The sequence below is a fragment of the Nocardia neocaledoniensis genome (assembly GCF_003182135.1).
GTDB lineage: Bacteria > Actinomycetota > Actinomycetes > Mycobacteriales > Mycobacteriaceae > Nocardia > Nocardia neocaledoniensis.
In genome coordinates this window covers 115,323-140,641 of record NZ_QGTL01000006.1, presented here as the reverse complement: position 1 = coordinate 140,641, position 25,319 = coordinate 115,323, and the positions used below count along the sequence as shown (strand labels likewise).

Here is a 25,319-nt window from a genome sequence, read left to right as displayed (position 1 = left end):
TGTCGGTCGCGGGTAAGTACGCACTTCGAGGTGAGAGGTCCACATGGTCGTCAGCGAGTCCGACCGGCACACGCAGGCGGCTGCCGTCGCTCGTCGCATCTTCGCGACGCTGTCGACGAAATGGGCGTTGACGGTGATCGAAGCGATCGGACCCGGCGAGCGCCGCTTCGCCGAGTTGCATCGATCGATCGACGGCATCAGCTACAAGATGCTCACCCAGACCCTGCGCGGGCTGGAAGCCGACGGAATCGTCGCCCGTCACGATCACCACTCCGCCAACCCCCGTGTCGACTATTCGCTCACCGCGGCCGGGACCGACCTGCTGACGACCGTGCACAGTTTGTGCGCTTGGTCGCGCACGCACCTGGAAGCACTGCTCGAGGCGAATCCCACGACTGAATGAGTATGCGCGCCGAGCTATCGGTCTTTGGACGAGCACGTGGCTACATCGTTGCAGGCGAGGCGTCACGAATTCGAGGCGGGCCGCTGTCGTCGGAGTTCAGAGATCGGCCGGGACCGACAGCAGGTGGAACGCGGTCTTGCCGGCGAGTCCGAAGTTGTTGTCCGACACCAGGACCAGCGAGCGAGATCCGTCGGGCAGGGTCGGACCCCAGCTCATGCCTTCGACGCACTGGGGGTCGACGCCCACCGAGGCGAAGTCGAACAACAGCGTCTTCTGCATGGGCTCGGCGTTCGCGGGTGCGGCCGTCACACCGGTGACCGCGTCCGCATCGGCGGTGGAGGTTTCGTAGACGCGGGCGGTGAAGCCCTTGCCGGGGACGAGGCCGCGCTCGAGGGTGAGGTACCGGTTGTCGTCCAGCGACAGGATTTCCGCCACACCGGTCGCCATCGCCACTCCGCCGGGCGACACCCGGTCGACCGGGTACAGGTACTCGGCCAGGTCGGTGCCGTTGTTGCGGTGGATCTGGACCAGACGAGCGCGGCTCTCGGCATCGGTCGTCGCGGCCGGTCCGTCTTGCACCAGGGCGTTCTCGCTCATCGCGACGATCGAGGAACTGCCACGGGACAGGTCCATGCTCTCGAAGCCCAGGTTGTCGCGGATCCCGGAGATCAGGGCGTCGTCGGCGTCGAGCGTCGGAGTGAACGCGGCGGGGACCGGCACGTCACGGACATAACTGCCGTCGAGGTTCGCTTCGCGGAGAAAACCTGGCCGGCCGACCGAGGCCTCGCCCTCGCTGGTGTAGAGAAATCCCTTGTGGTTGGGCAGCCATCGAATCGATTCGGTGTCGGAAGTGCTTGCACGGTAAGGGTTTCCGTCGGCGTCGCGCAGTGGGATGAGCTGGTCGAACTGCGGCTCACCCAGAGTGCCGTCGGCCCGTATCGGTAGGTTCAGGGTGTAGGCGCGCACCGGGCCTTCCTCGCCGCGGTTGTCGCTGATCGCGACGTAGGAGTTCTTCGCGGTGTCGTAGTCGATGCCCGACAGCCCACCGACTGTGAACCCACCGAATGACAGATCGTCGGACAGGGTCACCGTATTGATGTAGCGGATCGCTCCGCTGCCCTCGTCGGCGTGTGCGGTGAGCGGGACAAGCGCGACCGTGCCGAGCACTGCCGCCGTGACGCCGAACCTGTGAAGCCTCATTTGCTGCCGAAACCCTTCGCTCGTCGTGAGTCGGGCCACAGCATCGTCGGCCGGTGGCGAAACTCTCCAGCCCGGCGTCCCGCTCACCGGTCCACCTCGCATCGGCGCGTGCCCCGGTGAAGGAGTCCGACACGGGTCGGCTCCAGGGCGTGCGAGGCCGGCGTTTCGTGGTGGTGTCGTAGCGCTCCACCGGCGCGTATATTGCGGCCGATGCACACGCGGATGAGCGACAACCGGTGATCTCGCGGTGGTCTGGCACAGGGCGGTTGCGGCCCGGTGTGCTCGAGATCGAGGGTCCGCTGGGCAGTCTGCCGCGACATGCCCACCACTCCGTGCAGGTGGCCATCGCTCACCACGGCGCGTTCGTCATCGAGGATCGGCAGGGTCGTCGGCGGCTGACCGACGCGGCCATCGTTCCCGCCGGTCAGCCGCACGCGTTCACTGCCGACGAGGCCTGGGGCGTCGTGGCGCACGTCGAGCCCCGGTCCGCCCTGGGTGCCGAGCTGATCGAACTCGTGGACGAGCCGTCCGATGCAGGCTCCTGGCAGCATGCGGGACAGGTCCTGGTGAACGGTCACAGCGCGTACCTGGAAGGGCGCCTGCGTTTTCCCGAAAGCGCTGTGCGACTGCGTCATCCGGGAGTTGCCGCCGCCTGCGCGCACCTCCAGGCCGAGCTGGACTTACGACCCGTCCGGCTGCGTGACGTCGCCGCGGCCGTGCATCTGTCGGAGAGCCGGCTGTCCCATCTCTTCGCCGAGGAACTCGGGATCACCTTCCGGGCCTATGTCAGATGGCTCCGGTTGCTCCGGGCGACCACGGCGGTCGCGCAGGGCTGCTCGCTCACCGAGGCGGCGCACCTGGCGGGGTTCACCGACAGCTCCCACCTCACGCGGACGTGTCGCCGGACCTTCGGCGGCCCGCCGAGCGCGTTCGCGACGATCCAGTGGGAGATCCTGCCGATCCAGCAGGTTGGTCCAAGCCGGGCGGCGGGAAAGCGGGGAGGCTCGAGCAGACCGGAAAGGAACTGCCCGTGACCGATTCACCACTCGTCGACTCCTGCACGCCGGAGCGCGGCGGCCCCCGACTCACCACCCTGCGCTGGATTCCGAGCGGGTCGCCGCGGGCCGGCGTCGTCATCATGCACGGCCTCGGCGAGCACGCCGGCCGCTACAACAGCACGGCCCGGTTGTTCACCGCGGCCGGCTTCTCCGTGCTCGCCATGGATTACGAGGGATTCGGGCGCTCCGAAGGACGCCGCGGCGATGTCCGATACCGGTCGACGGCACGGGCGCTGGACCATCTCCTCGCGCGGGAGCGCGAGCGAACGGGCGGCGCACCGGTCGTGCTGTACGGCCACAGCCTGGGCGGGCTCTACGCGTTCCTCTACGCCGCGGACCGACCGCACGCGGACGTGGGCGCGGCGGTGGTGACCGGGCCCGCGTTCGACTCGGAGCTGCGGAACCAGCGGGCCAAGGTGGCCGTGGTGAGGAGCCTCGGCCGGGTCCTTCCCGCCCTGGCCTTGCCGAACGGGCTGCGGTTCGAGCGTGTCAATCGCGACCCCGAGGTCGTCGCCGCACGCTACGCCGATCCCTTGGTCCATGGGCGAGCGACTGCGCGCTTCGCGATCGACGTCCTGGCGCAGATGGATCGCGTGACCTCGGCTGCCACACGAGTCACCACACCCTTGCTCGTGGTGCACGGCGACGCCGACCTGATCAACCCGATCTCCGCCAGCCGCCGGGTGGTCGACCTCGTGCCCTCCGCGACACTGAAGACCTGCCCGGGCGTCTACCACGGTGTGGAGGACGAACCCGAGGGCCCGGTCATCCTGGCCGAGATCATCGCGTGGATCGACCGGACGCTGCGAGCCGGGCCCGACGCCGAGAAGTAGCAGCGGCAGCTGTTCGCGGTGCGGGTGCCCCGAGGCCGAAAGGGGTCGAGGCGCAGGTCATACGGTGGGCGGGATTCAGCGCACCTGCGTGCTGATGAACCGGTTGGTGAGCAGTTCCGCCACGGGAATCGGCGTGGGCAGCGTCGCGCCGGTGGCATTCACCATCGCGGAGAACATCAACGCGACACTGGCCGGGACGAAGTGGTCGAGGCCACGGTGCGGGGCCAGGTCCAGGCGTATCGCAGGATGGCGGCGAGAAGGATCAGTTCCAGGGCGACGCCGAGACCGTAGAAGAACAGCCAGGATTCGCCGGTCGCGTTGAAGGCCGTGACGGGGACGTAGAGCGCCGTTACGGTGAGGTTCGTGACGCGGCTCACCGTGGCGGGCAGCGTCATCGAGAGCACGATCATGGCGATCGGGACGGCCATCAGGGTGAGGGCCGTGGTCGAAAAGGTCTGGGAGAGGTCGAATTCGAAGACCTTGCCGGCGAGGATCTCGGCGACGACGCCGGGGGTGTAGAAATTGAGAATGTCCACGTAGGCGTACAGGAACATGAAGCTCGTCCATGCCGCGGCGAGCTTGGCTCGCACCGGCATCGGCTGGTCTTCCAGGGTGGTGGCTTGACGTGTAGTCATGATGGGCTCCGTGGTGGGGCGGATCGGTACGTCCACGATCGCCGAGCCCGGCCGCGGGCACACCGGCCCGGAGGCCGGAGTTCGCCCGGCCGATGGCACGATCTCGATCTCGTACTTTCGGCGGGTCCGCCGAGACGTGCCGATCCCTATGCTGAAGCCGTGGTCACTGCCCGGCGTTCCCTCTGGCACGAGCCGCGGCCCGGTGACGCCCCACCGATCGGTCGCCTCGACTGGTTGCTGGTGGGCGGGTACGCGGCCGTCGCCGTGGTCGAGAGCGTCGTTCGGTCGGGCTCGGGCTGGTGGCCCCTGCCCGCGGTGCTCGCCCTGGTGCTGGTACCCGCCCTGCTCTGGCGACGCAGCCGCCCCCTGCCGACCGCCCTGGTCGGATGGGGCGTCGCCGGGCTGCTGTCCATCCTCCAGCTGACCGCGCACGCCGGGGGTCTCGACCTCTACTCCGTGATGGCCGTCCTGATCCTGCTTTACTCGCTGGTGCGCTGGGGCTCGGGTCGGGAGATCGTCGTGGGGACGGTGTTCGTGATCGCCGTTGTCGCGCTGGGGATGTACGCCTCCGCCGCGGGCTGGGCCGATCTTTTCGGCGGAAGCGTCCTGCTGCTGCTGATCGTCGCGCTCGCGGCGGTGTTCCGCTACCGCGCGGACCTCTGGCACCGCCGGCAGCGCGAGATCCGCAATCAGGAGCGGGTGGCGCTGGCGCGCGAGCTGCACGACATCGTGGCCCACCACGTCTCGGCCATCGCCGTGCAGGCGCAGGCGGGTCGCGTGGTCGCCGCCACCCAGCCGGCGAAGGCCGCCGAGGTCCTGGCCGCGATCGAGGCCGAGGCGTCGCGGACACTGGCGGAGATGCGATCCATGGTGCGGGTACTACGTGCGGACGATGCCGTCGCCTTCGCGCCGCCGCCGGGTGTCGCGGACCTGCGCGCGCTGGCCCGCGCCGACACGACGCCCACGGTCGAGGTCTCGCTGCACGGCCCGGTGACCCGGCTGGCCCGGCCCGTGGACACCGCGCTCTATCGGCTCGCGCAGGAGTCGCTGACCAACGCCGTACGGCACGCCCGGAGTGTGACGCGCGTCGGGATCGACGTGCGCCGCGAGGGTGACGCTGTCAGACTGCGGGTCAGCGACGACGGACAGGCCGAGCCGGGGCCGGTCCCGGAGCCCGGGTTCGGCCTGCTCGGAATGGCCGAACGCGCCCAGCTGCTCGGCGGATCACTCGTCGCCGGGCCGGGGCCGGAAGGCGGCTGGGTGGTCGAGGCGGTGCTGCCGGCATGAGCATTCGCGTGGTCGTGGCCGACGACCAGGATTTGGTCAGGACCGGGCTGGTGATGATCCTCGGCGCGCAACCCGGCCTCGAGGTCGTGGGCGAGGCGGCGGACGGGCTCGCGGCGCTCGATCTGGCGACCCGGTTGCGTCCCGATGTGCTGCTCGTCGACATCCGGATGCCCGGGCTCGACGGCGTCGAGGTGACGCGGCGCCTGGCCGGGCCAGGCGTCCCGGACCCGATGGCGGTCGTCGTGATCACCACCTTCGACCTCGACGAGTACGTTCTCGGTGCTCTCCGCGCCGGCGCCCGCGGGTTCCTGCTCAAGGACGCCGGGCCGGAGCTGCTCGTGCAGGCCGTGCACGCGGCGGCGGCCGGGGACGCGCTGATCGCCCCCAACATCACCCGCCGCCTGCTGGCGACCTTCGCCGACCAGGCGCCGACCGTCCCGGTCCAGCCCACCGACGCGCTCACCGAACGCGAGGAGCAAGTGCTCGCGCTGGTGGCACGCGGCCGGAGCAACGCCGAGATCGCCACCGCCCTCTTCGTCGGCCTCAGCACGGTGAAGTCCCACGTCGCCTCACTGATGAACAAGCTCGGCGCCCGCAACCGCGTCGAGATCGCGATGTGGGCCTACGACACCAGGCGCGTGCGCGCCGATTAGCGCGCGCGGATCGCTGCCTGGGCGGCGCTGGTGCAGTCTGGTGGCCATGACGCCGTTGTGTCCCGAAACACGCCTTGCCGCATATGGTTCCGTCTCCACGACGCTGGCCCAGCTCAGCGATCACGCGCTGCGGCGGGCGCTGGATGCCGCGGTGCCACTCGGCTCGGGCGGGAATTGCGGCCGGAGAACGTCCGCTCCACGGCCACTCTCTTCGACCTGCCGATGTACGGCCACTACGGCATCGGCGGTCTCGCGTTCGGAGCATGGCGAGACTCGCCGCGCACGATGTACACGGGACAGTGGCTGGTGGCCGAGCTCTTCGGGGCCGGCCGCGATGAGCGCGCGGTCCGCCTGCGCGCGTACGCCGCGGGCCGGGCACCGACCGGGATCCCGGAGACCGCCGCCGCGATCCTCACCCGCGACGCACCCGTCGCCGTCGCGATGACGGAATTCTTCGATCTGCTCCGCTACGAGACGAGACGGGCGCCGTATCCGGCGGAGCTTTGACCGTTCGGCGGTGTGTGGGCGGCGTGAGCGGGGGTATGGCGAGGACATGAGGTCTGGTGTGCTCGACATCGGTTCGAATTGCGCGCAGTTCCTCGTCGTCGACGTGACTCCCGGAGCGCCGCCGTTGCCGCTGCACGCGGTCAAGGAGCCGGTACTGCTGGGGGACGACCTCGACGCCGAGGGCCGCGTGTCGGCCGCGGGCATCGAACGGGTCGCCTCGGCGGTGTACCGGGCACTGTGTGCCGCAGGACATTTCGAGGTCGACAACTTCTACGCCTTCGTCACCGCGGCGATCCGCGACGCGCCCAACCGCGACGACGTGCTCGACCGCATCGAAGCCGCCGCCGGTATCCGCCCGCAGTTCCTGACCGGCGTCGAGGAAGCGCGCCTGACCTACCTGGCCGTGCGGCACTGGTACGGCTGGCGGGCGGGCACCCTGCTGCTGCTCGACATCGGCGGCGGATCGATGGAGATCGTGCTCGGCCGCGACATCGAACCGCTCTTCGCGGCGTCGCTACCGCTGGGCGCGGGCAGGCTCACCCGGGAATTCCTCGCCGGTGACCCGCCGTCGAAACAGGAGCGGCGGGCGCTGCGCAGACACGTGCGTGAAGGCATCGCGCAGGTCCGCGACCGGCTGCACTGGGAGGATCCGCCGCGTCGCGTCGTCGGCAGTTCGAAGACCTTCAAGCAGCTGGCCAGACTCGCGGGTGCGCCACCGCAACGCAAGGGGCCGTTCGTCACCCGCTCGCTCACCCGGGCCGACATCACCGCCGAGGTCGATCTGCTCGCCGGGCTGCGCGCGGCCGAACGGGCCCGGCTGCGCGGTGTCTCGGTGCCTCGCGCCCGGCAGATCCTTGCCGGTGCGATCGTCGCGGAGACGGCACTGACCCAGCTCGGCGTCACCGCCCTGGAAGTGAGTCCGTGGGCGCTGCGCGAAGGCGTCGTCCTGCGTTTCCTCGCCGCCGCGGTCGACCGCGACAAGCCCGCGCTCCGCCGGTGGGGGACCCCGGCGCCGGACCCGCCGTCGCTGAGCCTGCTGCCCGGCAGCACCGAGGGCGACGAGGTTCCGACGACCGCGCAGGCACCGATCACCAGTAGTGGGGTGTGAGCCCCCAGGAGGCGAATTCGGCGGTGAGGAGGGCGCGGAGGGCGGCGCGGGTGGGGAAGCGGTCGGGGTCGGCGCCGGTCACGGCGAGGGTGACCGTGTGGCCGTCGGTGCAGAAGGACAGGTTCACGCCGGCCTGCATGCGGCGGAACAGGGCGGGGTCGTTGGTGGCGACGACCGGGCGCATGAGCACCTCGGCGGCGCGGTGGCCGCCGATTCCGGCGACGCCCTCGGCGGTCTCACCGAGGTTGGTGCACAGGCATTCCGGGGCCGTGGCGGTGCGGGCGAAGTGACGCAGGACGGCCCGGGGCAGGACCCGCTGCACGGGTTGCAGATGCTGGAGCGCCGGGGTGGTCGCCGGGTCGCGGTAGGCGGTCGCCGCGCGTCTGATCGCCGTCCTGATCGCGCCGAGATCGACGCGGTCGGTGGCGCGATAGCGGACCGAGATCGGCAGGCCGGTGGTGGCATTCGCGCGCGGGTCGTCGGCGGTGCGCAGGGAATGGGGGATGTCGACGCGGATGTCGGCGGCGTCGCCGACGCGGCCGCTGCGGCCGAGCAGACCGGCGCCGAGCGCGATCAGCAGACCGTTCGTCGTGCCGGAATGCGTGGCGGCGACGGAGTTCCACTGATCCAAGGACAGATTCACGACCACATCGGCGGGCGACCAGCGATCGGGAAGCGGGAGCAGCGGGGTCGCGGGCCGGGAAGTGCGGGCGGGTTCGGTGACGCCGCGCGCAGCGATCGCGGCCCCGATACCCGTCGCCACCGCGCGCAACTGCAAGATCGCGTCGAAGGCGTTCGCGCCGAACGTGTTTCGCGGCGCGCGACCAACCAGAGCACCTGAACTCGTTGCCCGGTCCGGGGTAGCGCCCACGCGGGCCAGCGCGTCGTTCACGGCGAACAGCACCGCGCCGCCGTCGGAGGCCACGTGCGAGGTCACCAGCGAGACCACGGTGCCACCCGCGGTGGTCGGCGCGGCCGACAACCGCCACACCAGACCGGACGCCGGGTCGAAATCCACCCGGCTCTGGGCGAAGAACCAGTCGAGCACCTCGTCGTCGGCGACCGGCACGGTGTCCCAGCCCAGCGGGATCGACGCGGTGGCGGGCAGCCAGTAGGGCCGCGCGAACGGCACCCGGACGGGCTGGACCCGGCGGGCCAGGAAGCCGTGGGCGAGCTGGGCGTGGAAGCGGTCGAGCAGGTCGCGCCCGAGTGGTTCGTCGAAGCGCCAGGCGAGCTGGTTGACCAGCGCGTTGCCGTAGAGGCTGTGCAGTTTGAGGAACAGGTCGTCGTCGGCGGTGAGCCGATTGACGGCGGTCACGGGGGTGATCGCGGGAGCGGTGCGGGTCATGGTCGCTCCTCTCAGCGGGCGCGCAGGGTACGGACGGTCAGGGGAGCGAAGACGGCGACGACGACGAGCGACGCCACGATCGACCAGCAGGCATCGGCCCCGACGGTCCCCTGCTCGGCGAGCAGGCGTACCGCCGACACCAGGTACGACACGGGGTTGTGGTCCGAGACGTAGCCGAGCCAGGTGGGCATCGATTCCTCGGGCACCAGGGCGTTGGAGGCGAAGCTGAGGAAGGTCAACACGAGCATCGACATCCCCTGCACCGCGGCCGGCCGCGACACGGTGACCCCGATGAACGCGAACAACCAGCTGATCGCGGTGGTCGCCACCACGACCAGCACCGCACCGGCCAGAAAACCCACCGGGTGCGCGGGCCGGTAACCCATGCCGAAGCCGACGATCACGACCGTGGTCGCGGCGAGGACATACCGCGTCGCGCCGGCCAGCAGCGCCCCGGCGACCGGCGCGGAACGGGCGATGGGCATGGCGACGAACCGGTCGAACACGCCGGACCGGATGTCCTCGGACAGCTGGACCCCCGTCGCGACGGAGGAGGTGAGCACGATCTGCACCAGCACACCCGGGACGAGGATCGGCAGATACGCCTCGGTGCTGCCCGCGATGGCCGTGCCGAAGATGCTGCCGAACAGCAACGGCCCGACGATGGGCAGCAGCAGGGCGTCGTAGAGCAGCTGCGGGCTGTGCCGGAAGGTGAGCAGTCCGCGCCAGGCCATGAGCAGCGACTGGGTCAGCGAGGCGCGCAGGCTGACGTGGGTGACGCGGGGACGGCGCTCGATCGTGGGCGCGGTGCGTCCGGCGGTGGTGACGGTCATGGTGGTCTCGGCTTCCGTGATCAGGCGGCGGCGCGCGCCGTGCCGGTGAGGGCGAGGAACACCTCGTTCAGGTCGGGTCGGTCGACGGCGAAGCCGCGCAGGGCGATGCCCGCGCCGCGGCAGGCCGCGACGATGTCGGCGGCGGTGCCCGCGTCGGCGAGCGCGACGGTCAGCACCCCGGCGGACGAGCCCTCGGGCACCTCGCCGGTGAGATCGGCGACGATGGCCTCCGCGTGCGCGGACTGGGCCACCTCGGCGAGTTCCAGCCGCAGCACCTGCTCACCGATCGCGGACTTGAGCTCGGCGACGGTGCCCTCGGCGACGACGGCGCCCCGGTCGATCACCGCGATCCGGTCGGCCAGCGCGTCGGCTTCCTCGAGGTACTGAGTGGTGAGCAGGACTGTCGCGCCGCGTTCTACGAGCCTGCGGATGATGCCCCACATGCGGTCGCGGGTGTGCGGGTCCAGGCCGGTGGTCGGTTCGTCGAGGAAGATCAGCGGGGGATCGGTGATCAGCGTCGCGGCCAGATCGAGGCGCCGCCGCATGCCACCGGAGAACCGGCCGACCGGGCGATCGGTGACCGCGCTGAGCTCGAACTCGGCGAGCAGCTCGGCGCTGCGCGCGGCGGCCGCGCGACGGGAGAGTCCGAGCAGGCGGCCGAACAGGCGCAGATTCTCACCGGCGGTGAGGGTTTCGTCGACGGAGGCGTACTGGCCGGTGAGCCCGATCATCGAGCGCACCGCGGTGGCCTCGCGCACGATGTCGTAGCCGAAGATCTCGGCGCTGCCGCGATCGGGCCGCAGCTGCGTGGCCAGCATGCGCACCGTGGTGGTCTTGCCCGCGCCGTTGGGGCCGAGCAAGGCGTAGACGGTGCCGGCCGCGACGGTGAGGTCGACCGAGCCCACGGCGGTGAAGTCACCGTAGGACTTGCCGAGTCCGGTGATCCGGATGGCGATGTCGGTGTTCATGGCATTCTCCCTGCGGCGTCGAGGAGTTCGGGCAGTGCCAGCGCCGCGACGGCGTCGGCGGCGCGCTCGACACCGTCGGTGGTGAAGGTGGCGGCACAGTCGGTGGTCCGGCGGCGGACCTCGGGGGTCGTGATCCGGTCGAGCAGCGCGTCGAGTCGCTCGGCGGTGAGGGTGCGGGCCGGGGTGGTCTCCGCCAGTCCGCGTCGCCGCAGCGCTTGACCCCAGTAGGGCTGGTCGGCCTGGACCGAGCAGATCACCTGCGGGACACCGGCTCTCAGCGCGGCGGCGGTGGTGCCCGCGCCGCCGTGATGCACCGCCGCGAGGCACCGGGGTAACACCTCGGCGTGATCGACCTGGTCTACCACGGCCACCTCGGCATCGAGGTGGGGCGCGATCGCGGCCCACCCCGAGGCCAGCAGGAGCCTGCTGCCGCGACGGCGGCAGACCTCGCGCAGCATGGCGACGAACTCGACGGGATCGCCGACGTCCATCGAGCCGAAGCCCACGTAGACGGGCGCGGAACCGGCGGCCAGCCACCGGCGGATCGCCGTCGTGGCATCGCCGCAGGAGGGGAGAGCGGTCGCAGCCCCGGTGAGGACACCGTCGGCGTCGACCGGGAATCCGGTGAACGGTCCGGGCAGTTCCTCGCGCAGGCCGGGGAACAGCGCGGGGTCGTACGCCTGGATGCGCACGCGGACGGGTGGTTCACCCGGCGTCAGCACCGGAGCCAGCGCGCCGGCCCGCGCGCGGGCGAGCACCGACCACCCCCAGCGGTGCACGACGCCGGGGACCCGCTCCGCCCACCGCGCCGGAACGACCGGGACGACCGAGTTGGGCTGAATCGGGAAGAAATGCATCGCCGCGAACGCCAGCCCCGCCTCGCATGCCACCGACGCGGCGGCCTCCTCGCCCGCCATGCCCGCCACCACCACGTCGTGACCGGGCACGAGCGCACGCAGGTCGGCGACCATTTCCGGCACACCGCGCCGCTGCAGGTCGAGCACGGCCCGCACCCGCGCGTACGGATTGCGCGAACCGGACCGGGGGTCGTCGCGCTGGGCGCGCAGCAGCTCGGCACTGTCGCGGCCGAACGGAACGGCGGGCATGCCGTGCGCGGTCGCGAAGTCGACCAGGTTCGGCGCGAGCGCGAGGGTCACCGCATGCCCGCGGGCGAGGAGAGTCCGCGCCAGCAGGATGCCGGGCTGGGCGTCGCCCCGGCTGCCGGTGAAAGCCAGCAGTGCTCGCATCGGCTCACACCGCCTGGGCGACGACCGGCGCCGCCACGGGCGCGGGCACGTCGAGGTGGACCGCCGCGGTGATCTCCGAGAGCGCCTCGCCGAAAGCGGTGAGGAACTCGTCCATCACCTCGGCGGGCAGTCCGGCGGGGTAGCGGGTGGAGACGTAGAGGCCGTCGGCGGCGCGCACGACCCACAGGAATACTTCGTCGCTGGAATACGATTCGGCCCGCAGGGTTCGTCCGCGCAGGTCCGCGACCAGTTCGTAGCCGGGCAGCACCCGGATGTCGAGGAACGAGATGCCGAACCGGGGCATGTCCCGCACGCCGAGGACGTCCAGCACGCGGCACCACGACGCGTCGTCGGCGCCCCGCGACCGGCGCAGCGCGGTGCGCGTGCTCTCCAGCGCCGCGGCCGTCCCCGCACCGGCCTCGACCCGGATGTCGACCGGGACGACATTGACGAACCAGCCCATCGCCTCCAGCCAGCGCAGGTCGGGCCGGGTGGCGATCGGCATCACCGTGCGCATCCGCTCGGTGCCGAACCGGCGCTGATGGGCCACGGCCAGCGCGGCGAACACCGCCACCGACATCCGATGCCGCATCTGGTCGAGGACCGCCTCGATCTGTTCGAGCCGGTCGAGCGCGAGCACCCGCCGCGACACGCTCGGCTGCGCGAGGTCGGCGGCGACGGGACGATGCGTGTGCGGGGCGAACCGCGGCATGGTGCCGTCGCCGCCTGCGAGGAACTCCCGCCAGATCGCCACCGCGGGCGAGTCGGCGTCGAGCTGGGCGGCCGCGGCCCGTTCGGCGACCGCGAAGTCCGCAGGGCTCCCGAACGTGGCCGATTCCCGGGGGCGCTCGCCCGCCAATACCTCGCTGTACAGGGTGCGCAGCTCCAGAATGAGGATGGCCTGGGAGTAGGCGTCCATCACCGAGTGATCCGCGGCCACCAGCACGGTGAAGTCCGCGGTCGCGGCATGCTCGACGGTCGCGGCGAGCAGATGCGGCCAGACCAGTGGGGACAGGCGCAGTTCCAGTGCGTCGCAGAGGAATTCGTTGATGTCTGCCCCGTCGGTGTGCGCGTCGATCACCTGCTCGACGATGCCGACCGCGGTGGCGGGCGCGAGAAGTCTGCGGGGTTCGCCCTCGGGTTCGGCACGCACCGTGGTGCGCAGCCCTTCGTGCCTGGCATGCCAGCGGCGCAGGGTCTCGCGCCACGCGGCGCGATCGAGCGGGGCGTCCATCTCGAAGACGGTGCCGATCCAGCGGCCACGGCCCGGTCGCGGATCGGCGGGGTCGATGCTCGCGCAATAGCCGGCGTGCACGCTGGTCAGTGGACGGTCGTCGGGCTGCCAGGAGTCCGCGGGCAATTCCGGCGTCCAGAGCGACAAGGTGCCGGAACGGATCTCGAATTCGGACAAATGGGTGTATTCCATGACCGGTTCACCTCGTGACGAATACATGCCGGAACGGCGGAAGGTGGATTCGAAAAAAAGGGGGCACGTCGATGTGTCACCAGTGATGCGCGGGGACTTCGGCGGCAGATGTTCCGGGAAGCCTCGGCGGATTCGATGCTATAGCCGCAGCGCCGGAATTCATGCCTGTGACGGCGGTCACGGATTGTGCTGAACAAAACTACGCTGTCCGCGGTTCTCGACGAGGATCCGGTGGATTGCGGCTGTCGCACAGAATGTTTCGAATGGAATCAGCTGCGCACAGTATTGTCCGCCGATATTTTTGTTCACCTGTAGCCGGCGCGCGGTGTCGGCGTCATCACAGCTCGGGTGATCCGTTGTCCGGCGCTGTTTCCCGGCCGTTCATCCCGGAATCGCCGCGAATGGCCAAGTCGCGTAGTCGGAGCCAATCGAGTACCGGTGGTGCGGGTGGGGTGCTCGGCCGGTTCCGCGGCACCCGCACGCGCAGCGCACCCCGTTCGATGACGCAGTGCACGGGCGTGTCGAACCGCCGGGATTCACCGTCGACGCCCACCGGGATCCGCGGCGCGTCGCTGTCGACGTCGACCCGAGTCGCAGTGTGCTGGGTGAGGCCGCGGCTGTGGGTGCGGCGGAGAAGACCGACCGCGTCGCGGGCGCCCGCGACGGAGACGGTGACCGTGCCCAGCGTGCCGAGGTCGAGCCGATCGCGGCGGCTCAGCCCGGCGAGATCGCTGGTGCGGTACGGATTGTTGCTCACCAGGATCGCCTGCGGCCCCGCGACCGTCGTGCCGTTGATCCGGGCGACGAGCCGGTGCCCGGTGTGTCCGGCGAGCAGGTCCGGCAGCAGGCGCAGGACCGTCGCGGTCTTGTCGTCGCGGTAGGCGGGACTGCGCACGATCTCGGCGTAGACGCCGAAGGACGCGTTGTTGACGAACGGCAGGCCGTTGATCCGGCCCAGGTCCACGCGCAGTTCCACGCCGTCGCGCAGCGCGTCGAGCCCTGCGGCCGGATCATCGCGATCCAGGCGCAGGTCCATCGCGAAGTGGTTCCGTGTCCCGGCGCTGATCACCAGGAACGGCAGATCGTGCGCGGCCGCGACGCCCGCCACCAGCGCCTGGGTCCCGTCACCGCCCGCGACGCCGAGCAGGTCGGCGCCCCGCGCGACGGCCTGTCGGGCCAGCGCCTCGATATCGTCGTCGCCCTCGAGGAGCGCCACCTCCGCACCCAGTTCCTCGGCCCGGCGGCGCAGGTCGAACTTCTCGACCTTGCCGCCGCCGGACCGCGGATTCATGATCAGGAAGGGGTGTCGGGCCCGCGGCGCCGAGACCTCGGGCGCGGCGGCGGGCGCCGGTCCGGCGCGCAGCGCGACGCGCGCGCAAGCTACCGCGAGCAGGGCCGCCGCGAGGGCGAGCAACACCACCCACAGCAGCCGGGCCCGGACGAACGCGACGACGACGAAGACCGGCGTGAGCACCGCGATCGCCAGCGTCACCCAGCGCAGCACTCCGTACCTGGTGACGAACCAATACACCGCGGCTGTCGTGACGACCACGCCACCGGTGCCGACGATCAGCACACCGAGGGTCCCCGCCACCCCCGCGAACAGAATCGGGATCCCCGCGGTCAGGGCCGCGAACACGAAGGCGGCCCGGGCCGACCAGATCCGGACCGGCGTCCCGGAGACGGTGGTCATCGCCCGGCCGTCGTCAGTGGCACGGTCGGATTCAGCGCACCGGTCTCCAGGTGGCGATCGCCCAGATGATCACCAGGCTGAGCGCGATGACGATGAACGACCAGGCCGGGTAGTAGGGCAAGGACAGGAAGTTCGCGACGATCACCAGCCCGGCGACGCCGAGCGCGCTGTATCGGCCCCAGGTGGCGCCGAGGACCAGCCCGACACCGACGATCAGCGCCAGCGCGCCGAGGACGACATGGATCCAGCCCCAGGTGGTCGTGTCGAACTCGTACACATAATCGATTCCGGCGACATAGATTTCGTCCTCCAGCAATGCGGAAATGCCCTGCAGGATCGAGACCGCCGCCAAAATGAGAAGCATGCACGCGGCGGTGACGGAAATTCCCTCCGCCACCGCTTGTCGTTGGAAGGGCTCTGCTTCCGGTGGCGCGCGATGCGCCGACGAAGTATTGCTGGTCATGTTCGACTCCTCGCGAAACTGAGGCCACCGGCCCGTCGCGAAATGGCGCCGCGAAATTCTGCCGACGCACCGTGGGGACGAAGTCGGCGAGCTGGATGTCATTGATGAAGAACGTGTCGATTTTACCGAAACAGCGTCCTCTGAACAAGGAATGGGACCGGCGCGCGTTCAGGTCGGCGGGGGCGCGGCCGCGGGCCGGCGGGGCAGCAGGCCGGTGCCGAACAGTGCCATGATCGCGATCAGCGCGGTCACCGCGAACGCCACCTGGAGCGCTTCGAGGCGGGCGTCGGCATTCACCGACTGCACGGTGTCGGCCGTGGTGTCGTCGACTCCGGCGTTGTCGAGGGCGTCCGAGAGCTGCCGGTCCGAGAGGAACGGCACGCCCGAGGCCAGCTCCGTGGTGGCCTGGTGCCGCACGGCGACCGGCACCGCGGGGTTCTGCTCGATTCCGGTGACGACCGAGGTGGTCAGCGTGGCGATCAGGACCGAGCCGATCAGCGCGGTCCCCAGCGAGGCGCCGAGCTGGGTTGCGGTGTTCTGGATCCCGCCGACCTCGGAGCTGCGCGAATCGGGCACGGCCGACACGGTGACCGCGCCGAGCTGGGAGGCCAGCGCACCCAATCCCAGGCCCATCAACAGCATCGGGACCGACACCACCGCCGCGTCGGCGCCGGGATCCATTCCCGCCGCGAGCATCAGTACCCCGACGATGATCACGCCCAAGCCGAGCCGGACGACCCGGCGCGGGTCGGCCTGCGGACGGAACTTGGGAATGCCCGCGGCGGCCAGCACGAGCGCGACCGACAGCGGCAGGATGCGGACCCCGGTCTCGACCGCGCTGAGGTCGAGCACCACCGACAGGAACAGTGGCACGGTGAAGAACACGCCGGCCTGGACGGCGAACTGCGCGAAGAACATGGTCGACCCGCCCACGAGCTGCCGGTTCCGCAACAGCGCCGGATCGACGAGCGGATCCCGGCCCCGGTCCACCAGGTACGCCTGTCTGCGCAGGAACAGGTACAGCGTGAACAGACCGCCCAGCAACAACCAGATGACCGCCGACAACCCGAACAGCGCCGGCGCGCCGGATTCCGGGCGTACCCATCCCCATTCGCTGGACCGCAGCACGCCGAACACGATCGCGCCGAGCCCGGCGGCCGACAGGACCGCGCCGGCCAGGTCGAGCCGGACCCGCTCGGCGGGCGCGTCCTCGACGCGGCGCAGGACGAGCAGGATCGCCACCACGATGACCACTTCGCCGACGAACACATAGCGCCACGACGCGAAGGTCGTCACCGCGCCGCCGAGCAACGGGCCGACCGCGACCGCGATCGCGCCGGCCGCCGCCACCATCCCGTAGGCCGCCGCCCGGCGCTCCTGGGGAAAGTTGCCCGCGACCAGGGAAACGATCGCGGGCATGATCAGTGCCGCGCCGACACCCTCCAGCAGCGACCAGCCCACCAGCAGGATCGCGAGATTCGGCGCCAGGCCGGTGACGAACGAGCCGAGGCCGTAGATCACGAGGCCGATGCCGAACACCCGGCGCCTGCCGACGATGGCGCCCACCTTGCCGCCGGTGATCATCAGCGAGGCCATGACCAGCGTGTAGAGGGTGATGGCGGTCTGGATGCCGGTGATCGTGGTGTCGAGGTCGGCGGCGACGGTGGCCATCGACACATTCATCACCGAACTGTCCAGGGTCATCAGGAACTGGCCTGACGCCAGCACCAGCAGAACGAACGAGCTGGATTTCACCGCGGGCGCAGACATCCGCTCCTCCTCGTGCTCAGTGGGTCAGGGCGATCTTCACCGCGACGACGGTGGTGGCCGCGCAGCCGAGCAGGACAGCGCCGAGCAGAGTCGAGCGATCGGGGCGACGGCCCTGCAGCCGCCGGATGACGAACACGATGCCCGCGATCCGGACCAGCATCACGACCTCGGCCAGGATCTGCGCCGTACGTGGTTGCAGCCACCCGAAGGCCGCGGCCGCGAGAATCGCGCAGGGCAGCACCGCCGAGGTGAGAATGGGCAGCGAATCGCGCAGATTCGCCCAGCGCGGCGCGGCCGGCACCGCCCCGCCCTGTCGCACCGATTGCCCGACACTCTCGGCGAAGGCGTGCGCGACGAACGTGGACACGGCGGTCCCGAGAACGACCAGGATGCCGACGTGATCCTCCGCGGGCGCGACCGGGATCAGCGCGGCCAGGATCAGCACGTTCCCGTAGATGTAGGCGCTGATGCGGCTGGCCGCGTTCCGCTGGTCGAGGGGGACCCGGGAGAACAGGGGCCTGTGCAGGAGCTCGTGGGGGGTGCCGTCCATCTGTCCTCACCGTGTTCGTCGGGCACTACCGGTCGCACGTCGGAAAGGTTCGCTCCCTGTGTACTGTATTCCGTTGGCCACGGCCGCGAGGATGTTCGGCCTGGGCGGTGGCGACAGCGCCGTCTCGACCTCGCGACGAATATGTCGCGGGCGAATATCGCGGATCCGAAGACACTCTCGAGAATGCGGGCCGCCGGAAATTGATCAGGCGAATCACCGGTCCCGCGCAGCACTGCCCGCATCGCGGCGATCCGCTTCGACAGAGCTCTCACCTGCTGAAATGATGATCGGATGGGCTGTGAAACGAATGCCGGCTGGGTCTGTCTGGAAATGCTCCAGTGCGTCGAGATCGCCTCGTGATCGGTCGTGACGAGTTGCTATGGTGGGCAAGCGAATCGTACATCCGAATGTAAGGAAGCTTGATGGGAAGCACTGTCCTCGACATCATGGCCCTGGTTCTCAACCGCGCCGCCGAGTTCTGGAACTGGATGGCGACCGGCTCGTCGGGATTCCCGCCGCTGTGACCGCCTGAGTCAGCCTGCGAAGCCTCCGGATGCCCTCGGCGCCGGGGGTTTTCGCTGTCCCGACGGCGAATCGCGGCCGCCGCTCCGTAGGGTGGAGCGATGGTGACCAGGGAGGCCGAAGCGCAGGCGCCGCCGCGCCGTTGGGTGTGGGCGATGCGCGCGGCGACCGTGGTCGCCGTCGCCGCGGTCGTCGCGATCCTGCTGAACGACGCGACGGAGTTCGATCTGCTCGCCGGCCTGGCGGCGGTCGCTGCGCTGTTCGCGGCCGGGGTGGTCTGGATGGTGTTCGCGCCGATCGGCTGCGCGCGATACCGCCGCTACGGCACCGTGCTGATCGCGCCCCTCGCCGTCGTCGCCGGGCTCGGCGCGTACTCGGTCGATGCGCCGGACCGTGTCGCGTGGTGGCTCTCGAAGAGCTCGTTGACCGACGCGGCGCACGGGAACTGCGCGGGCGACGGCGGGTGGTACGGCGTCGTCCGGGTGCGCTCGGTGCTGCGCGACGACGGTGGCTGTCTGTTCCGCATCGGCGACGGGATCGGTGGTCTGGCCTACTTCCCGCCCGGCGGCGGCCCGCCGCTCGGAGATAGGGGCGCGTACGAGCCGGTCTACACGCCGTACGACGGTGACTGGTACGCCTTCACCGTCGATCTGCACGGTGGGCACTGAGCGGGGTCGGGGTTGTGTCGTACCCCGGCGCTACCGTTGGCGCACAGCCCATATCGAGGAGGGTGACGATGACCGACAGTGTCGACGGTGTCCGTGAACGAGCGCGGCGGCCGGAGGATCTGAGCCGCCTGGTGGTCGAGCGGCTCAACGCCGGTGATGTGGAGGGGCTGGTGGAGCTCTACGAGTCCGAGGCGGTCCTGGCGTTGCCCGACGGCGTCGTGGCGACCGGGATCGAGGAGATCCGGGCGGCCTACACCCGGCTCGTCGCCGATCGTCCGGTGTTCCAGCCGGGCGCGCAAGCCCCGGCGCTGCGCGCGGGCGACCTCGCGATGACCTCGACCCGGCTGCCGGGCGGGACCGGCGCCACCGTCGAAGTGGCGCGCAGGCAACCCGACGGGAGCTGGCGCTGGATCCTGGACCAGCCGAACGTGCTGGGCTGAGCCGCGCGGCCGGTCCCGATCGGGAACCGCCGCCGCCCAAGGGGTTTCGTGGATCAGTTCGGGGTCAGTCCGGAGTTCAGCACGACGACCACCTTCTGGTCGGTCACCTCGGTGACCCGCACATCGGTGCCGTTGGACTCCTGCGACTGGCCCACCGGCACCGTCACGTTCTGCCCGCCGATCTTCAGCGTCACCATGTCACCGTCGACGGCGACGAGTTCGGCGTCGATCCCGAGCACCGAGGCCTTCGCGTTCACGCCGCGGTCGAAGGTCACGGTGCACCCGCTGACCGTGCACTCGGAGGAGTAGCCGTCACCCGACATGGAACAGGCGGAGGCGGCGAAGGGCAGCAGGAGGGCGAACGCGGAGAGCGTGATCAGCCGACGAACAGGCATGACGGCCAGTGTAGTGGGGATCGAAGCTGCAACGGATCGGTCTCGTCGTGTTGCGGGCGGCCCCAGCGGGTAATACCGTCGCTGACAGGTAACTGACATCGCAGCATGGGTGCCGATCGTGTCCGGTCGCGTCGGGGTGAACTGGTCGAAGCTGTCGATGGTGGACAGCCTTGCCGGTCAACCGGATGTTCGCTGGGGGCGTTGGGCGTGGATCGGGAGGTGGGCACGATGATCGCGGGCGAGATGACTGTTGCCAGCCGCTGGTGGTGGCGGCCGGGGTGGACGGCGGGACGATCCTTCTACGACTGGCAGGTCGCCCCGACCCAGCCGGTCGCCGACAAGCTGGTGGAGATCTTCGCGCCCACCCTGTCCCGGCTGCCCGGTCTCGAACCGGTCGACGCGGCCCGCTTGCGTGTCGGCGTGCAAGGGGTCGGCTTCGTCGACGGCGTCAAGGGCGTGCACCTGGCGGCGCTGGTCGAGGGGTCGCGGACCCGTCTCGCCGCGCACGCGCCGTTCCAGGTGACCTTCGGTCCGCCGGTGATCGCCCCCGATTCGATCCGATTACCCATCACCGCGCCGGCGCCGTTGCTCGCCGTCCGGGAGGAGCTGACCGAAGCGCTCACCGATGTGTGGATCCGCGAACGCGTCCCCGAATTCGGTGAGCCGCTCGAGCCCTATCTGGCGCTGGCGCACGTGCGGGAGCCGGCGCCGGTCGCGCAGTTGCGGGCCGCGTTCGCCGCGGACGGCTTCGACGACTTCGCCCTCGACGACACCGTCGCGGCGTTCACCCTGGCCGAATTGCATTGCGAGAACGGACGATACGACTTCGCCGAGGTGAGCCGCGCCGACCTGCTCCGGGTTCCGGAGCCGGTCGTGGAGCGCACCGTGTACGACGATCCGCTCTTCGGTGAGCTGCGGTGGCCCGCGGAGAGCCTCAGGGGGTGAGCCGGGGCGGTGGATTCCCGTGCGGCAGACGGGGTCCCACCGCGAGACGGGCGCCCGCGGTCCGTCCTTGCCCCCAGCCGAGCTGTTCGCGGTAGCGGCCGATCTGCTCGGTCGGCAGCTCTGCGGTGGACGCGAGCGGCGTGGCGTCGGGCGCCACATAGAGCGCGTCCGTGGGGCAGTAGGCCTCGCACAGGAAGCAGGTCTGGCAGTCGGACTGCCGGGCGATGACCGGTATGCCGTCGTCGGTGCGGTCGAAGACGTTGGTGGGGCAGGCCAGCACGCACTTGTCGCAGCCGATGCAGTCCTGCGCGCGGAGCAGTTCGATCACGACGCCACCGCCAGTCCGGAGTTGCGGGTCTCGGCGGTGCCCGTCCACGGCGCGTCCAACCCGCCGGCGAGCACGTGATGGTGTTGTGCCGGATCGAGTTCGGGATGGTCGCCGCGCTTGCTCATTCCGCGGGACTCGGTGCGCGACAACGTCGACCGGTACATGAGCCGGCCGACCGCGGTGATCGCGGCGGCCTGCCTGGCGCGTATCCGTTCGTCGCCGGTGGCACCGCCCAACCCGGCTGCCGCCGCCCACAGCTCGTCGAGACGGGCGAGCGCGGGACGCAGCCGGTCGCCGTGGCGCAGATAGTTCTTCTCGAACGGGATCAGTTCGGCCTTGGCGGCCGCGACGACCTCGGCCGCGGTGAGCGATCCGGAACCGCTGGGCCGCAACCCGACTCGACCCGCCCCGGTGAGCTGTCCGCCGCCCGCCGCGGCCCGGGCGTACCGGGCCGCCCCGGCGCCGGCCCAGCTGCCCGACGACATCGCCCACGCCGCGTTGTGGCTGCCGCCGCCGGTGAACCCACCGCAGATGCGCTCCCTGGTGGCCGCGTCACCCGCGGCGTACAGGCCGGGCACCGTGGTGGCGCAGTCGTCGTCGACGATGTCGACCCCGCCGGTACCGCGCACGGTCCCCTCGGCGAGCAGATCGATCTCGAAACGCTGGGTGAACGGGTCGATGCCGCGCCGGTCGAACTGGAGGAAGAAGTTCGGCTGCCCCACCCGCATCTGCGCCTGCACGGTGGCATCGGCGCGGTCGAGCTGGGCGAACACCTTCTCCCGCAGCAGGGTCCGCGCGATCACCGACCTGCCCCTGGTGGAGCCCGCGTCCTCGAGCACCCGGCCGTCCTCGCCGAAGAAGGTGGCGTAGCCGTAGTAGGCGGTCTTGGTGATGGTCGAGCCCTTGGGCACGATCGCGTAGGCGTTGGAGAACTCCATGCCGGAGAAGCGTGCGCCCACCTCGGCGGCCAGCAGCGCGCCGTCGCCGGTGTCGACGTTGGTGCCCAGCGCTCCGGACAGGAACGCGCATCCACCCGAGGCGAGTACCACGGCACCCGCGGTGATCCGGTAGTCGCGGTCGAGCTGACGCTGGTGTCCCGCGGCGCCGCGCACGGCGCCGGTCTCGTCGACGAGCAGTTCCAGCGCGGGGGAGTGGTCGAGAATCCGCACCCCGATCCGCTGCAGCCACGCGCGCATGCGGCGCATGTACTCCGGTCCCTGCACGCCGGTGCGTAGTGGCTCGCCCGACGCGGGGTCGACGGGGAACGGGTAGCGGCCCTCGACGGCGAGCCGATTCATGTTGGTGTAGGTCTGGTCGAGGACCCGGTCCATCCAGTAGTGGTCGGCCAGGTGACCGCCCAGCGCTTCCCTGGCCGCCTTGGCCGAGGCGCGGGCCTCGGTCTCGGGCGCGACGTACCAGACGCCGGTGCCCGAAGGCGCGGTGGCGCCACTGGTTCCGCAGTAGCCCTTGTCGACCAGGGTCACCTCGGCGCCTGCCTCGACGGCGTGGATCGCCGCCCAGCAGGCGGCCGGACCGCCGCCGATCACCAAGACGTCGGCGCTCGCATGCCAGGTTTCGCTCATCGCATCGTTCTCTTCCTCTGGTGGCGGTGCCCGGCCGGGCGGACCGGGCACCGCGGGGGATGTCAGGCGCCGGTGAACTTCGCGCCGGCGATCGGGCTGGAGGCCGCGCCGTCCACGCCGACCGGGATGTCGCCCTCGAGCGTGGTGCGGTACAGCACCCGGGTGACATCGAGATGGTCGAGATCGCTCGGGGCCAGATGCGCGGTGGCGCGGTTGTCCCAGAACGCGATGCTGCCCTTGGCCCACCGGAACCGGACGGTGTAGGCCGGATGCGAGATCTCGTCGAAGAGCAGCTGCAGCAGGGCGTCGCTCTGGGGCGGGGTGAGCCCGATGATCCGGGTGGTGAAGCCGGGGTTGACGAACAGCACCCGCTCCCCGGTCACCGGATGCACCCGCACCACCGGGTGCTCGGTCACCAGCGGTGACGCCGCGATTTTGCGGGCGTAGTCGCTGTCGGCGTCCCACGGCGGGATGCGGCCGCCGAAGCGGTGCTCGGCGCGCAGTCCGTCGAGGAAGGTGCGCAGCGATTCCGGCAGACCGGCGTAGGCGGCGGCCAGATTGGTCCACTGCGTGTCGCCGCCCTGCTCCGGGGCGAGCTCGGCGCGCAGGATCGACGCCGCGGGCGGATTGATCAGCGGGGAGACATCGGTGTGCCACTGGTTGGTGTAGCTGAACTTCTTGCGCCCGAACCGCTTCTCGTAGAGTCGGCTGTCGACGGCCAGGATCTCCGGGTACTCGGTGGGCGCGTCGTCGTCGTACGGGTGCGACGGGGTGACGGCGCCGAAGCGGCGGGAGAACGCGATCTGCTCGGCGTGACCGATGTGCTGATCACGGAAGAACAGCACCTTGTGCCGGTGCAGTGCCGCGGTGAGGTCTTCGACCTGGGTGTCGGTGAGGTCGGCGCGCAGGTCGACGCCGGTGACCTCGGCGCCGATGTGCCCGGCGACGGGCGTGATCTCGAGTGCGGTCGCGGCGCGTGGGGTTTCGATGGTGGTCATGCGTGTGGTCCTTCGGGGAAAACCGGGCGGGTGGCGGATGCTCGGTGGTCCGGACAGGAGCTGCTCACCACCCGCATGAACTCGATGTCGAGCCGTCGCGGCGGCATCAGGCGCTGACCCGTGAATCCCGCTGGGCGAAGCGGCTTTCCACCGGATCGAGGCCGTAGTGACCGCGCAGCGTGGTGGCGTCGTACGCGGTGCGGAACAGCCCGCGCTCGCGCAGGATCGGGACGACCCGGTCGACGAAGTCCTCGAGCCCGCCCGGCAGATACGGCGGCATGATGTTGAAGCCGTCGGCGGCGCCCGCCTCGAACCAGGTCTGCAACTCGTCGGCGACCTGCTCGGGGGTGCCGGCGAAGGTGCGGTGCCCGCGGCCACCGCCGAGCTTGCCGATGAGCTGGCGCACCGTGAGGTCCTCGGACTCGGCCAGCTCCTTGACGAGCGTGAACCGGCTCTTGCCGCCCTCGATCTCGCTCTCGGCGGGCAGCGGGGGCAGCGGCGCGTCCAGCGCGTGCGCGGTGAGGTCGACCCCGAGCATGGACGAGAGCTGACGCAACGCGTAGTCGGGCGAGATGAGATCGGTGAACTCCTGCTCGAGCGCCCTGGCCTGCTCGGTGGTGTCGGCGATGAACGGCACCAGGCCGGGCAGCACCTTCAGCTCGTGCTCGGCACGACCGTATTTCGCCAGTCGCGCCTTGAGGTCACGGTAGAACCGCACGCCTTCGTCGAGGGTGCGCTGCGCCGTGAACACGGCTTCGGCGCGGTGCGCGGCGAATTCCTTGCCGGACTCGGAGGAGCCCGCCTGTACCAGCAGCGGCCTGCCCTGCGGACCGCGCGGCGAATTCAGCGGGCCGCGTACCCGGAAGCGCTCCCCGGCGTAGTCGAGGGTGTGCACCCGGGTGGGATCGGCGAAGACACCGGCCTCGGCGTCGAGCACGATCGCCTCGGCCTCCCAGCTGTCCCACAGGGCGAGGGCCACGTCGACGAACTCCTCGGCACGTTCGTAGCGGCGGGCGTGCTCGGGGATCGCGTCGAGGCCGAAGTTGTAGGCCTCGTCGGCGTTGCCGGAGGTGACGATGTTCCAGCCGGCCCTGCCCCCGCTGATGTGGTCGAGCGAGGCGAACTTGCGGGCGAGGTTGAACGGCTCGTTGTAGCTGGTCGACGCGGTGGCGATGAGACCGATCCGCTCGGTGACCGCGGCGATGGCCGACAGCTGCGTCACCGGCTCGAACACCGCGAGGGTGTTGCGTTCGATCCGCGGGCCGACGGCGAGGGTGTCGGCGAAGAACACCGAATCGAGCGTGCCGCGTTCGGCGATGCGCGCCAGCTCCTGGAAATGGCGCACGTCGAGCACGCGGTGCGCGTCGGTCCGCGGATGGCGCCAGGCCGCTTCGTGGTGGCCGACGCCCATCAGGAAGGCGTTGAGGTGGAAGGTCCTGCGGGACATGGTGATTCTCC

Annotated in this window: 26 protein-coding genes; 10 read left to right on the top strand and 16 right to left on the bottom strand. The window is 70.5% G+C overall.

Translation table 11 applies throughout. From position 1 onward, the window contains the following. Positions 1–43: 43 nt before the first annotated feature. Positions 44–403, top strand: coding sequence for a winged helix-turn-helix transcriptional regulator (locus DFR69_RS18210; RefSeq protein ID WP_110038788.1), 360 nt, complete (start codon positions 44–46; stop codon positions 401–403). A 96-nt stretch (positions 404–499) separates the two neighbouring features. Here DFR69_RS18210 and DFR69_RS18205 read toward each other — a convergent pair whose 3' ends face one another. Further along, on the bottom strand, positions 500–1,603 hold the full coding sequence (locus DFR69_RS18205) for an esterase-like activity of phytase family protein (RefSeq protein ID WP_110038787.1): 1,104 nt from the start codon (positions 1,601–1,603) through the stop codon (positions 500–502). Positions 1,604–1,881: 278 nt separating this feature from the next. Here DFR69_RS18205 and DFR69_RS18200 point away from each other — a divergent pair, with 278 nt between their 5' ends. After that, a complete protein-coding gene (locus tag DFR69_RS18200) occupies positions 1,882–2,637 on the top strand; it encodes a helix-turn-helix transcriptional regulator (RefSeq protein WP_146229309.1) in 756 nt (251 codons plus the stop codon). Then, positions 2,634–3,494 (top strand): alpha/beta hydrolase, encoded by an 861-nt coding sequence (locus tag DFR69_RS18195; RefSeq protein WP_110038785.1) that lies wholly within the window; start codon positions 2,634–2,636, stop codon positions 3,492–3,494. The genes DFR69_RS18200 and DFR69_RS18195 overlap by 4 nt, the downstream gene beginning before the upstream one ends. A 176-nt stretch (positions 3,495–3,670) precedes the next feature. Here DFR69_RS18195 and DFR69_RS18190 read toward each other — a convergent pair whose 3' ends face one another. Then, positions 3,671–4,129, bottom strand: coding sequence for a DUF6326 family protein (locus DFR69_RS18190; protein WP_110038976.1), 459 nt, complete (start codon positions 4,127–4,129; stop codon positions 3,671–3,673). A 159-nt stretch (positions 4,130–4,288) separates the two neighbouring features. On the opposite strand from DFR69_RS18190, the gene DFR69_RS18185 reads away from it, so the two are divergent. The 4 genes from DFR69_RS18185 (at position 4,289) to DFR69_RS18170 (ending at position 7,684) form a co-directional block, all read left to right on the top strand. Next, positions 4,289–5,416, top strand: a complete 1,128-nt coding sequence (locus DFR69_RS18185; protein ID WP_110038784.1) for a sensor histidine kinase — start codon at positions 4,289–4,291, stop codon at positions 5,414–5,416. After that, the gene (locus DFR69_RS18180; RefSeq protein ID WP_110038783.1) at positions 5,413–6,069 is read left to right on the top strand and encodes a response regulator; all 657 of its coding nucleotides are present in this window, start codon (positions 5,413–5,415) and stop codon (positions 6,067–6,069) included. Before DFR69_RS18185 ends, DFR69_RS18180 begins: the two co-directional genes overlap by 4 nt. Before the next feature lie 174 nt (positions 6,070–6,243). Beyond that, the gene (locus DFR69_RS18175) at positions 6,244–6,576 is read left to right on the top strand and encodes a hypothetical protein (protein ID WP_208644002.1); all 333 of its coding nucleotides are present in this window, start codon (positions 6,244–6,246) and stop codon (positions 6,574–6,576) included. A 46-nt stretch (positions 6,577–6,622) separates the two neighbouring features. Continuing rightward, complete coding sequence (locus tag DFR69_RS18170) at positions 6,623–7,684, top strand: Ppx/GppA family phosphatase (RefSeq protein ID WP_110038782.1); 1,062 nt, start codon at positions 6,623–6,625, stop codon at positions 7,682–7,684. On the opposite strand, the gene DFR69_RS18165 is transcribed toward DFR69_RS18170, so the two are convergent. The 9 genes from DFR69_RS18165 to DFR69_RS18125 all read right to left on the bottom strand — a co-directional run bounded on the left by DFR69_RS18165 (position 7,665) and on the right by DFR69_RS18125 (position 17,982). Continuing rightward, positions 7,665–9,032 (bottom strand): hypothetical protein, encoded by a 1,368-nt coding sequence (locus DFR69_RS18165; RefSeq protein ID WP_110038781.1) that lies wholly within the window; start codon positions 9,030–9,032, stop codon positions 7,665–7,667. The two genes, DFR69_RS18170 and DFR69_RS18165, sit on opposite strands and share 20 nt — an antisense overlap. A gap of 11 nt (positions 9,033–9,043) precedes the next feature. Continuing rightward, positions 9,044–9,865, bottom strand: a complete 822-nt coding sequence (locus tag DFR69_RS18160; protein ID WP_110038780.1) for an ABC transporter permease — start codon at positions 9,863–9,865, stop codon at positions 9,044–9,046. Between the two features lie 20 nt (positions 9,866–9,885). Beyond that, positions 9,886–10,833 carry an ATP-binding cassette domain-containing protein gene (locus DFR69_RS18155; RefSeq protein WP_110038779.1) on the bottom strand — a complete coding sequence of 316 codons (948 nt, stop codon included), beginning with the start codon at positions 10,831–10,833 and terminating at the stop codon, positions 9,886–9,888. Beyond that, on the bottom strand, positions 10,830–12,080 hold the full coding sequence (locus DFR69_RS18150; RefSeq protein ID WP_110038778.1) for a glycosyltransferase: 1,251 nt from the start codon (positions 12,078–12,080) through the stop codon (positions 10,830–10,832). The genes DFR69_RS18155 and DFR69_RS18150 overlap by 4 nt, the downstream gene beginning before the upstream one ends. A 4-nt stretch (positions 12,081–12,084) precedes the next feature. Continuing rightward, entirely contained in the window at positions 12,085–13,506 is a 1,422-nt protein-coding gene (locus DFR69_RS18145; RefSeq protein WP_110038975.1) for a condensation domain-containing protein, read from the bottom strand. Between the two features lie 337 nt (positions 13,507–13,843). Then, positions 13,844–15,199: a diacylglycerol/lipid kinase family protein gene (locus DFR69_RS18140; RefSeq protein WP_110038777.1), complete on the bottom strand. Its 1,356-nt coding sequence runs from the start codon at positions 15,197–15,199 to the stop codon at positions 13,844–13,846. A gap of 31 nt (positions 15,200–15,230) precedes the next feature. Continuing rightward, entirely contained in the window at positions 15,231–15,662 is a 432-nt protein-coding gene (locus tag DFR69_RS18135) for a DUF7144 family membrane protein (RefSeq protein WP_110038776.1), read from the bottom strand. Positions 15,663–15,830: 168 nt separating this feature from the next. Next, on the bottom strand, positions 15,831–17,432 hold the full coding sequence (locus DFR69_RS18130; RefSeq protein ID WP_110038775.1) for an MFS transporter: 1,602 nt from the start codon (positions 17,430–17,432) through the stop codon (positions 15,831–15,833). Between the two features lie 16 nt (positions 17,433–17,448). Continuing rightward, a complete protein-coding gene (locus DFR69_RS18125) occupies positions 17,449–17,982 on the bottom strand; it encodes a hypothetical protein (protein ID WP_110038774.1) in 534 nt (177 codons plus the stop codon). 623 nt (positions 17,983–18,605) lie between these two features. Here DFR69_RS18125 and DFR69_RS18120 point away from each other — a divergent pair. Both DFR69_RS18120 and DFR69_RS18115 read left to right on the top strand, forming a co-directional pair. Next, on the top strand, positions 18,606–19,172 hold the full coding sequence (locus tag DFR69_RS18120; protein WP_110038773.1) for a hypothetical protein: 567 nt from the start codon (positions 18,606–18,608) through the stop codon (positions 19,170–19,172). Between the two features lie 68 nt (positions 19,173–19,240). Beyond that, positions 19,241–19,612 (top strand): YybH family protein, encoded by a 372-nt coding sequence (locus tag DFR69_RS18115; protein ID WP_110038772.1) that lies wholly within the window; start codon positions 19,241–19,243, stop codon positions 19,610–19,612. Between the two features lie 53 nt (positions 19,613–19,665). On the opposite strand, the gene DFR69_RS18110 is transcribed toward DFR69_RS18115, so the two are convergent. Further along, entirely contained in the window at positions 19,666–20,007 is a 342-nt protein-coding gene (locus tag DFR69_RS18110) for an LSm family protein (RefSeq protein WP_110038771.1), read from the bottom strand. A 219-nt stretch (positions 20,008–20,226) separates the two neighbouring features. On the opposite strand from DFR69_RS18110, the gene DFR69_RS18105 reads away from it, so the two are divergent. Beyond that, positions 20,227–20,952 carry a 2'-5' RNA ligase family protein gene (locus DFR69_RS18105; protein ID WP_146229308.1) on the top strand — a complete coding sequence of 242 codons (726 nt, stop codon included), beginning with the start codon at positions 20,227–20,229 and terminating at the stop codon, positions 20,950–20,952. Here DFR69_RS18105 and DFR69_RS18100 read toward each other — a convergent pair. The 4 genes from DFR69_RS18100 to DFR69_RS18085 form a co-directional block, all read right to left on the bottom strand. Beyond that, complete coding sequence (locus DFR69_RS18100) at positions 20,942–21,280, bottom strand: 4Fe-4S dicluster domain-containing protein (protein ID WP_110038769.1); 339 nt, start codon at positions 21,278–21,280, stop codon at positions 20,942–20,944. The two genes, DFR69_RS18105 and DFR69_RS18100, sit on opposite strands and share 11 nt — an antisense overlap. Further along, complete coding sequence (locus tag DFR69_RS18095; protein ID WP_110038768.1) at positions 21,277–22,863, bottom strand: FAD-dependent oxidoreductase; 1,587 nt, start codon at positions 22,861–22,863, stop codon at positions 21,277–21,279. Before DFR69_RS18095 ends, DFR69_RS18100 begins: the two co-directional genes overlap by 4 nt. Before the next feature lie 62 nt (positions 22,864–22,925). Next, positions 22,926–23,861 carry a TauD/TfdA dioxygenase family protein gene (locus DFR69_RS18090; RefSeq protein WP_110038767.1) on the bottom strand — a complete coding sequence of 312 codons (936 nt, stop codon included), beginning with the start codon at positions 23,859–23,861 and terminating at the stop codon, positions 22,926–22,928. A gap of 106 nt (positions 23,862–23,967) precedes the next feature. Next, positions 23,968–25,308 (bottom strand): LLM class flavin-dependent oxidoreductase, encoded by a 1,341-nt coding sequence (locus tag DFR69_RS18085; protein WP_110038766.1) that lies wholly within the window; start codon positions 25,306–25,308, stop codon positions 23,968–23,970. Between the last annotated feature and the right edge of the window lie 11 nt (positions 25,309–25,319).